The following is an 8,841-nucleotide window of genomic DNA, read 5'->3' as shown; positions in this document are numbered from 1 at the left end:
GCTTCAGAAAACAGCGCCGCGGGGTTGAAGCGAGCCAAGGAGAAATTGCCGCCGATCGAGTTCTTCAACACAATCGGCCAGAAGCGGACATCTTCAATTAGCACACCGAAGTCAGTCCACTGAAGCAGAGCGAAGTCGAAGCGCGTTCGCAATGACGCTTACCGACGACAACGCCATCGCGGCCGCCGCCACCACTGGCGAAAGCAACAGCCCAAAGAAGGGGTAGAGCACGCCCGCCGCGAGCGGGATGCCGGCTACGTTGTAGGCGAAAGACAAGAACAGGTTCTGCCGGATGTTTTTCATGGTCGCATGCGACAGCTGTCGAGCCCGGACGATGCCCATGAGGTCGCCCTTCAGCAGGGTTATGCCCGCACTCTCCATGGCCACATCGGTGCCGGTGCCCATAGCGATGCCGACGTCGGCGGCGGCTAGCGCGGGCGCGTCATTGACACCGTCACCTGCCATGGCCACCACCCTGCCTTCGCTGCGTAGCCGCTTAACGATGGCGGCCTTGTCTTCGGGAAAGACCTCCGCAACCACCTCGTTGATGCCCAGCTCCTTGCCTACCGCCTCGGCAGTGGTCTTTCCATCGCCAGTCAGCATGACGATGCGGACGCCTGCGTCACGCAGGCCCTTGAGCGCAGCCGGCGTGGTCTGCTTGATAGGGTCTGCGATGGCCACGAAGCCAGCGAGCTTGCCATCCAGCGCAACGAAGATGACGGTTGCCGACTTCACACGCTGCTGTTCTGCGGCGACATTCAGAGGCGCAACGTCGATGCCCCGCTCGGCGAGGAACTTGGCGGCACCGCTCACCAGCTCAAGGCCTGCGACCTTGCCGACGACGCCCTTGCCCACGGGAGAGTCGAAGTCTGTCACTTCGGAGAGCTGTAGCTTGCGTTCTTGGGCCGCGGCGACGACGGCCATGGCCAGGGGATGCTCGCTCGCGCGTTCGACGCTTGCGAGCTTCTGTAGCAGATCCTCTGCTTGAAATCCGGCGGCGGGCTCGACGTGGACGACCTTGGGCCGGCCTTCCGTCAGGGTGCCGGTCTTGTCCACGACCACTGTATCGACCCTCTCCATGCGCTCCAGCGCCTCGGCGTCTCGAATCAGCACGCCATGCTGGGCGCCGCGCCCGACGCCGACCATGATGGACATGGGCGTGGCCAGCCCCAGCGCGCAGGGGCACGCGATGATAAGGACGGCCACTGCGGCGATGAGGGCGTACGAAAACGCCGGGCTCGGGCCCCAGACCAACCAGGCAACGAACGTCAGCGCCGCAACTACCAGCACCACGGGCACAAACCAGCCTGCGACCTGGTCAGCCATCCGTTGGATGGGTGCGCGACTACGCTGTGCGGCGGCGACCATGTGGACGATTTGCGAGAGCAGGGTGTCCGCTCCGACCTTCTCCGCGCGCATTACGAAGCCGCCGCTCTGGTTGATGGTGCCCGCAGTGACCTTCGAACCTGGCGCCTTCACGACTGGCATGGGCTCGCCGGTCACCATCGACTCGTCGACCGTGCCTTTGCCCTCAACCAGCTCGCCGTCCACCGGCACCTTCTCGCCAGGCCGCACGCGAAGCCGTTCGCCGACCTGGATGGTGTCAATCTGCACGGTCTCATCTGAGCCATCGTCTTTGACCCGCACCGCCGTCTTCGGCGCCAGGTCTAGGAGTGCCTTGATGGCGCCGGAAGTCTTCTCCCGCGCGCGCAGCTCCAGTACTTGGCCAAGCAGCACCAGAACGGTGATGACTGCGGCCGCCTCGAAGTAGATGGCAACCGCGCCGCCGTGAGCTCGCAGCTCCTGCGGGAAGAGGCCGGGCGCCAGCGTGCCCGCCATGCTGTACAACCACGCCGCGCCCGTCCCGAGAGCAATGAGTGTGAACATGTTGAGGCTGCGATTCTTCAAGGAAGCCCAGGCTCGGGTGAAGAACGGCCAACCGGCCCAGAGGACGACCGGAGTTCCGAAAACCATCTGAATCCAGTTCGAGGTCTGCGCCCCGACCAGGTGTCCGATGTCAAACAGGTGCCCGCCCATCTCGAGGAAGAACACGGGCACGGTTAGGGCCAGCCCTATCCAGAAGCGCCGGGTCATATCTCGCAGCTCGGGGCTCTCACCGGACTCACCCGTCGCAATCACTGGCTCCAGGGCCATGCCGCAGATTGGGCAGTTTCCTGGCCCCATTTGGCGAATCTGGGGATGCATGGGGCAGGTGTACTCGACGTCCTTGCCGCCTTTCACCACAGCTGCCGGCGCCGTGTCAGGCGCCGCGTGATGGTGCGCATGCCCGTGGTGGCCACCAGCATGGCCGGCGTGTGCCGACGCGCCCACCGGCTGCAGGAACATGCCGCATTTCGGGCACTTGCCTGGGCCAATCTGCCGCACCTCCGGGTGCATGGGGCAGGTGTACTCGACGTCTGATGACTGGCCGGCGTGGTCGTGAGAGGCGACAGCGCCATGCTCTCCATGAGATGAGTTTTCTAGTTGCATGGCGTGTTCCTAATTCTTCCAGTGTGAGGCCGAACGCCGGCTTGCGCCGCCATTGCCTCATTTTGTGAGCAGACGGACGAGCACCCAGGCCCCAAGCGCGGCCAAGCACAGCCAGCAAAGCCAGAAGAGCGCCCGTTCCCACCAAAGGGGTTGGCGCTCGACCGATTCCAGCCGATGTTTGAGGGTCATGCCAACCCCGTGCACCAAGACGCCGGCCACCAGGATGGGAATTGCGAATCCACCAAGGACGTCCGGCACAAGCAATGCCAGGCCAGCGCCCAGGACAATGGCCCCCAGGCCGGAGGCGAGCTCAGCCGCCTTAGCCTTTCCGCGCGCCATCATTGTCCCGGCTTGCGCCGTGCGCGTGGCCACCGTGGCCGTGTCCGCGGTGCATGAAGATGTGCATCAGTGGGCAAGCGGCCAGAAAGGCTAAAGGCAGCAGAGACAGCACGTGGTCCTTGTGGGCGACCCACAGGTAGACGCTCGCGGCAACAGCGACGAGGGTCGCGACGATTCCGAAAGGCGTCTTCCAGAATGACGGGCGGGATTGTTGCTGGTCCATGGTGGTCTCCTGTACTAACCGCAGCATGAGCTGCGAGGCGGGGCGACACCTTGACCGACGTCAACCGATGCCTTCTTTCGGCCGCCGCCACAGCAACCGCCGCTCGCTTGCGGTGTCGCAGGTTGGATGCCGGGTACTGCTTCGACTACTTGGGGCGTGTACCCGGCATCCTGGATGGCCTGCCCCAGGTCGGCTGCCGGCGCTCCGCTGCTGACGCGTACGAGCTTTCGTGGGATGTCGACCTCGGTAACGGCGTTCTTATCGACGCCAGCCACGGCCTTGGCAATAGTGCTGGCGCAGTGACCGCACGTCATGTCGTTGACTTGGAAGGTGACCATTGCTTGTCCTTTCGAGGTTGAAGAAGCAACTATCAACCTTCCCATCATGTCAATGTCAAGTCTTATTTGGGACTTGACCTTCCCCAGGGGGTAAGGTTCATAGTAGTTAATGGCACGGCTAAACGGCCGAGCTACACAAATTGAACTTTCCTGCCCGTGCTAACCTAACTGCTGTGCGAACGCTCCGAATCTGGCTGCTGGTCTTCCTTGCGGTACTGCTCCCCATTAGGGGCGCGGTCGCAGCCGCCATGCTCTGCCCGCCCTCCGGTGCTGAGCAACCGGTCCAAGTTCACGCTCATCAGGACCACGATTCTCACCAGGCGCACGGCGCCGCGCACCAACACTCAGCTGTTGCCGATGCCGGGGCTGGTCACTCCGATACCGGACATCACGACCACGATGCCGCCGACAAGTGCAACCTGTGTGCGTCGTATTGCTCGCTAACCGGCCTCCTAGGCCACTCTCCCTCTGTGCCGGACCAGCATTCACCTGCTACCAAGTTCCCCGGCCTGAACGCTCTTGTCCCGAGCTTCTACTCGGGTGCCCAAGAGCGTCCCCCCCGAACCATCTGACCCAGTAAGGCCTCCGCGAGAGGCCTGATGGCGCTCGTGCGTCCGCACGGGCATAGGCCGACCATGTCGGCTGCTCAGATGACTTCGACAGATGAAAAATACTACATTCCGGCTGGCGACAGCCGTGGCGCTGTGCCTTCCCGGCTTGGCGCTTGCGCAGACTGACCCGGCGCCCGCGTCGGCCCTGCGGTATGAATCTGCTTTCGCGGACTACAAGCCCTGGACTGATGTGTCGCCAGCCGACTGGCGTACGGTGAACGAGACCGTACGCTCCAAGGCAGGTGCGGGTGCGCATTCCGGACAATCCGCTCCGGCGGTGCCGGCATCCGCTACCCAAGGCAAGCCTGCCCCGCCGCCCGCCGCTACGACTGGCGAACCGGGCCACAGTGGGCATCAGATGCACGGGGGTCAGAAATGATGCGCCTCGCAGCGGGGGCCCTTGCCACACTCGTCCTGGTGGGGTGCGCCTCCTTTTCGACCGATGGCGGCTTTGGCAAGGTCTCGGAGCTCACGAAAGAGCGCACAGGGCAGGTTGTCGCCGTGCAGCGTAGCCAGGAGGACTCCGACACCGCACGCGCACGGGTTTCAGAGCTTCTGAAAGCGCCACTGACGACTGACTCCGCCGTGCAAGTGGCTCTCATGAACAACCGCGGCTTGCAGGCAAAGTTCGGCGAGCTCGGCATTGCCGAAACGGACCTCGTCCGAGCGGGGCGACTGAAAAACCCGTCCTTCAGCTTCGGGCGCCTCAGCGGTGGAGGTTCGGTAGAAATCGAGCGCGCCGTGATATTCGACGTCCTAGGCCTCCTGACCATGCCCTTGGCCGCAGAGGTTGGCCAGGGCCGCTTCGAACAGACGCAGTACCAGGTCGCGTACGAAGCCGTGGGCCTGGCCACTGACGTGCGGCGCGCGTACTTCGATGCCGTGGCCGCCCAGGAGTTGGTGAAGTTCTTCCAACAGGTCAAGGAGACGGCTGACGTGTCGAACGAGCTGGCCAAGCGCATGCTGCAGGCCGGCAACTTCGGCAAGCTCACGCAGATGCGGGAGCAGGCCTTTTACGCGGATGCGACCGCGCAGCTCGCTCGTGCACGACATCAAGCCACCGCGGAGCGCGAGAAGCTCACGCGCCTTCTGGGCCTTTCTGGTGACCAGCTGACCTTTCGCTTGCCGGAGCGCTTGCCCGACCTGCCGAAGCAACCGACCGAGCCGCAGAACGCGGTGCAGACCGCCATGGACAAGCGCCTGGATGTTCTGATGGCCAAACGCTCGACCGATGCGACGGCGCGCTCACTCGGACTCACAAAAGCCACGCGCCTGGTGAACGTGCTGGAGCTCGGATACCAGAACAAGAGTGAGTCAGGCAGTCCGCGCGCCAACGGCTTTGAAATAGAACTGGAGTTGCCGCTCTTCGACTTTGGCTCCACCCGTGCCGCGCGTGCCGAGGCGACGTACATGCAGGCCGTGAACCGCACGGCCGAAGTGGCCGTCAACGCGCAGTCGGAGGTGCGGGAGGCCTACTCAGCGTACCGCACGGCCTTCGACTTGGCCAAGCACTACCGCGATGAAGTTGTGCCGCTGCGCAAGCGCATCTCCGAAGAGAACCTGCTGCGCTACAACGGAATGCTGATTAGCGTCTTCGAGCTCCTGACCGACGCTCGCGAACAGGTGGCTGGGGTGACCGGTTACGTGCAGGCGCTGCGCGACTTTTGGGTCGCCGAAACCAACCTCCAGACCGCTCTGACCGGCCGCTCGCCCGGTGCCAGCAATGTCTCCCAGCCTGCAGCTTCGGCCGGCACAACCCCGGCCCAAGGGCACTGAGAAAGAACACCATGTCGAATCGTCGCAACTTCTTCAAGACCGCAGGCGCCGTAGCGCTTGGCGCGACCGCGGTCAGCCGCGTCGGCGCTGCATCCCTGCCGGAGGCTGTGCTGCAGTCCACCGCTGCCACACACCCCCCTCCGGCGCCGTCCACTGGGCGGCCGTTCAACCCCGTCATCACCTTGAACGGCTGGTCGCTCCCCTGGCGCATGACTAACGGCGTCAAGGAGTTCCATTTGGTCGCCGAGCCCTGCGTGCGCGAGTTCGCGCCGGGGATGAAGGTCAACATGTGGGGCTTCAACGGCTCCAGTCCTGGTCCGACCATCGAAGCCGTTGAGGGGGACCGCATCCGCATCTTCGTCACGAACAAGCTGCCGGAGCCGACCGCCGTCCATTGGCATGGCATCCTGCTGCCCTCGGGCATGGACGGTGTTTCCGGCCTTACGCAGCCCCCGATTCCCGTGGGCAAGACCTTCGTCTACGAGTTCACCCTGCTGCGCCCGGGCTCGCACTTTTATCACACGCACCTGGACGAACAGTTGCAGCTCGCCCTCGGCATGTACGGCTGCCTGGTGGTGCATCCGAAGGACCCGCGGCAACTGAAAGTCGACCGCGACTTCATGTTCATGCTGGCCTCTTACGACGTGGAGCCGGGAGCGATGACGCCGAAGGCAAGCACGATGACCGAATTCAACATGTGGACCTGGAACAACCGCGTGTTCCCGGGCATCGACCCGCTGGTGGCCCGCACCGGCGAGCGGGTTCGCATTCGCATTGGCAATTTGACGATGACCAACCACCCCATTCACATGCACGGTCCGCACTTCGAAGTGACAGGCACCGACGGAGGCTGGGTTTCCAAGGCAGCCCGGTGGCCGGAGGTGACAACGGACATCGGCGTGGGGCAATTGCGCGCGATTGAGTTCGACGCGGTCGCCGGCGATTGGGCCATCCACTGCCACAAGAGCCACCACACCATGAACGCCATGGGGCACAACATCCCCACCATGGTGGGCGTCGACCACCGGGGCCTGGCCGAACGCATCACGAAGCTCGTGCCCGACTACATGGTGATGGGCGACAAGGGCATGCACGACATGACCGAGATGGAGATGCCCCTCCCGGACAACACGCTGCCGATGATGACCGGCAAGGGGCCGTTTGGCCCGGTCGGCATGGGCGGGATGTTCAGCGTCGTGAAGGTCCGCGATGACGTCCGGCCCGGTGACTACAAAGACCCTGGCCCGTACAAGCATCCGCCCGGGACCGTTGCCTACGAGTACACCGGACAGCTGCAAGAACCGGCACGTGCGCAGACGCCTGGCACCGCCGGCCTGTCCGTGCGCCGCCCGAATGGCCACACCGGCCATTGAGAACAGGAGAACAAATGAAATACACCGCTCACATCCTCGCTTTGACGCTTCTGTTCGCCAGCGGGTCTGTCTTCACGCATGAGAACCAGGCGCACGCCACGCCGAAGCAGTTCGACGCCAGCCAGGTTGAGGCCACTCCGTTCGGTCAAGAGGGTGACCCGAAGAAGGTGACCCGGACCATTCGCGTGTCCATGAACGACCGGATGCGCTTCGAGCCGGGGAGCCTCACGGTACGCAAGGGTGAGACAGTCCGGTTGGTCGTCGCGAACAAAGGTGCCGTGCTCCACGAGATGGTGCTCGGCACCGCCCAGGCGCTCAAGGAGCATGCCGAGCTGATGAAGAAGCATCCCGGTATGGAGCACGACGCGCCCAGCATGGCGCACGTGAAGCCAGGTGCCACCGGAGAAATCGTGTGGCAATTCACCCAGGCCGGCGAGTTCCAGTTCGCCTGTCTGATTCCCGGTCACTTCGAGGCCGGCATGGTTGGAAAGGTAGCCGTCAAATGAACAGAAGAAATCTTCTCTCACTCGCCGCAGTTGCGGCAGCAATCGCGTCATTGCCCTCGCTTGCCGCGGCGCCCTTGCCGCAGGTGGAGGTCTACAAGAACTCGGAGTGCGGCTGTTGCGGCGCCTGGGTGGAGCACATGAAAGCTGCTGGCTTCCCGGTCAAGGTGCATGAGACGCCTGACACCAGCGCCATCCGCAAGCGCTACGGAATTCCCGATTCGTTCGGCAGCTGTCACACCGGCGTGGTTGCAGGCTACGCCCTGGAGGGCCATGTGCCCGCCGAGGAAGTCAAGCGCCTCTTGGCCAAGAAGCCTGCGGCAGCCGGCCTCAGCGTGCCTGGCATGCCCGTGGGGTCACCCGGCATGGAAATGGGCTCCCGCAAGGACCCGTTCCAGGTGCTTCTCATCGACAAGGCGGGCCGCTCCAGCGTGTTCGCCAGCTACCCCAAGACTTAAAGGAGATTCACATGAAAGCAATGCACACGTTAGCCCTCGCCGCCGTGCTGGTGGCGTCAACCGTCGGGGCGCAGCCAGCGACCAAAGACGCCGACCACGCCGCGCACCATCCCGTCGCAGGGGCCAGTGCGCCCCAGTCCGAGGGCGAGGTGCGCAAGGTAGACCTCGAACAAGGCAAGGTCACGCTCCGGCACGGGCCGCTCGCGAACCTGGACATGCCGGCGATGACGATGGTCTTCACAGCTGCAGACCCGAAACTGCTGCAAGGCCTGAAGCAAGGTGACAAGGTTCGATTCACTGCGGACAAGAAAGACGGTGCGTTCATCGTCATCGCCATTGAGCCCGCGAAATGACCTGAGTCCCAACCAGATGGAGACGCTTGACGCACGTCAACCCTGTTGTGCCTGCCCGGGCGTAGCCTGTGAATAGGGCGGCACTTTGGCGTCGCAGTTGTAACATGAAAGGAAGCCCAATGAAGCTGATTCAATTTTTCCTCCCCCTGGCCTTGGTCGGCTTGTTGGCCGGCTGTGCCGCCGCTCCTGCGAAGAGCGACAACCATGCTCACGCGAACATGGGTGCGATGGATATGCAGTCCCATTGCGAGATGCACAAGAAGATGATGAGCGGCAAGCCCTCCGCAGAGCAGCAGGCGATGATGCAGGAGCACATGAAGTCGATGACGCCTGAGATGCGCCAGCAAATGGTGGCAATGCACGAGCAGTGCAAGTAG

9 protein-coding genes are annotated in these 8,841 nt (G+C 63.6%); 6 read left to right on the top strand and 3 right to left on the bottom strand.

Going from position 1 to position 8,841, the window contains the following annotated elements; translation table 11 throughout:
- Positions 1-111: 111 nt before the first annotated feature.
- From Q0632_RS21905 to Q0632_RS22415, 3 genes are all read right to left on the bottom strand, one after another.
- Complete coding sequence (locus tag Q0632_RS21905) at positions 112-2,490, bottom strand: copper-translocating P-type ATPase (RefSeq protein ID WP_298934285.1); 2,379 nt, start codon at positions 2,488-2,490, stop codon at positions 112-114.
- Positions 2,491-2,809: 319 nt separating this feature from the next.
- Positions 2,810-3,052: a DUF2933 domain-containing protein gene (locus Q0632_RS21900; protein ID WP_298934284.1), complete on the bottom strand. Its 243-nt coding sequence runs from the start codon at positions 3,050-3,052 to the stop codon at positions 2,810-2,812.
- 14 nt (positions 3,053-3,066) lie between these two features.
- Entirely contained in the window at positions 3,067-3,390 is a 324-nt protein-coding gene (locus Q0632_RS22415; protein ID WP_367181239.1) for a heavy-metal-associated domain-containing protein, read from the bottom strand.
- Positions 3,391-4,376: 986 nt separating this feature from the next.
- Here Q0632_RS22415 and Q0632_RS21890 point away from each other — a divergent pair.
- The 6 genes from Q0632_RS21890 (at position 4,377) to Q0632_RS21865 (ending at position 8,841) form a co-directional block, all read left to right on the top strand.
- Positions 4,377-5,777 carry a TolC family protein gene (locus tag Q0632_RS21890; protein ID WP_298934282.1) on the top strand — a complete coding sequence of 467 codons (1,401 nt, stop codon included), beginning with the start codon at positions 4,377-4,379 and terminating at the stop codon, positions 5,775-5,777.
- An 11-nt stretch (positions 5,778-5,788) separates the two neighbouring features.
- Positions 5,789-7,150: a copper oxidase gene (locus Q0632_RS21885; RefSeq protein WP_298934280.1), complete on the top strand. Its 1,362-nt coding sequence runs from the start codon at positions 5,789-5,791 to the stop codon at positions 7,148-7,150.
- A gap of 14 nt (positions 7,151-7,164) precedes the next feature.
- Positions 7,165-7,656 carry a cupredoxin family protein gene (locus Q0632_RS21880; protein WP_298934277.1) on the top strand — a complete coding sequence of 164 codons (492 nt, stop codon included), beginning with the start codon at positions 7,165-7,167 and terminating at the stop codon, positions 7,654-7,656.
- Positions 7,653-8,111, top strand: coding sequence for a DUF411 domain-containing protein (locus tag Q0632_RS21875; RefSeq protein WP_298934275.1), 459 nt, complete (start codon positions 7,653-7,655; stop codon positions 8,109-8,111). Before Q0632_RS21880 ends, Q0632_RS21875 begins: the two co-directional genes overlap by 4 nt.
- 11 nt (positions 8,112-8,122) lie before the next feature.
- Positions 8,123-8,464, top strand: a complete 342-nt coding sequence (locus Q0632_RS21870; RefSeq protein WP_298934273.1) for a copper-binding protein — start codon at positions 8,123-8,125, stop codon at positions 8,462-8,464.
- Positions 8,465-8,583: 119 nt separating this feature from the next.
- Positions 8,584-8,841: a hypothetical protein gene (locus Q0632_RS21865; RefSeq protein WP_298934271.1), complete on the top strand. Its 258-nt coding sequence runs from the start codon at positions 8,584-8,586 to the stop codon at positions 8,839-8,841.

The sequence above is a fragment of the uncultured Ramlibacter sp. genome, assembly GCF_936925435.1.
Classification (GTDB): domain Bacteria; phylum Pseudomonadota; class Gammaproteobacteria; order Burkholderiales; family Burkholderiaceae_C; genus Ramlibacter.
Note: the sequence above shows the minus strand (reverse complement) of the source record. Positions and strands in the feature narration are given on the sequence as shown.

Coding starts and splice junctions, on each gene's coding strand:
- Q0632_RS21905 (WP_298934285.1), bottom strand. CDS start 2,490: ATGCAACTAGAAAACTCATCTCATGGAGAGCATGGCGCTGTCGCCTCT.
- Q0632_RS21900 (WP_298934284.1), bottom strand. CDS start 3,052: ATGGACCAGCAACAATCCCGCCCGTCATTCTGGAAGACGCCTTTCGGA.
- Q0632_RS22415 (WP_367181239.1), bottom strand. CDS start 3,390: ATGGTCACCTTCCAAGTCAACGACATGACGTGCGGTCACTGCGCCAGC.
- Q0632_RS21890 (WP_298934282.1), top strand. CDS start 4,377: ATGATGCGCCTCGCAGCGGGGGCCCTTGCCACACTCGTCCTGGTGGGG.
- Q0632_RS21885 (WP_298934280.1), top strand. CDS start 5,789: ATGTCGAATCGTCGCAACTTCTTCAAGACCGCAGGCGCCGTAGCGCTT.
- Q0632_RS21880 (WP_298934277.1), top strand. CDS start 7,165: ATGAAATACACCGCTCACATCCTCGCTTTGACGCTTCTGTTCGCCAGC.
- Q0632_RS21875 (WP_298934275.1), top strand. CDS start 7,653: ATGAACAGAAGAAATCTTCTCTCACTCGCCGCAGTTGCGGCAGCAATC.
- Q0632_RS21870 (WP_298934273.1), top strand. CDS start 8,123: ATGAAAGCAATGCACACGTTAGCCCTCGCCGCCGTGCTGGTGGCGTCA.
- Q0632_RS21865 (WP_298934271.1), top strand. CDS start 8,584: ATGAAGCTGATTCAATTTTTCCTCCCCCTGGCCTTGGTCGGCTTGTTG.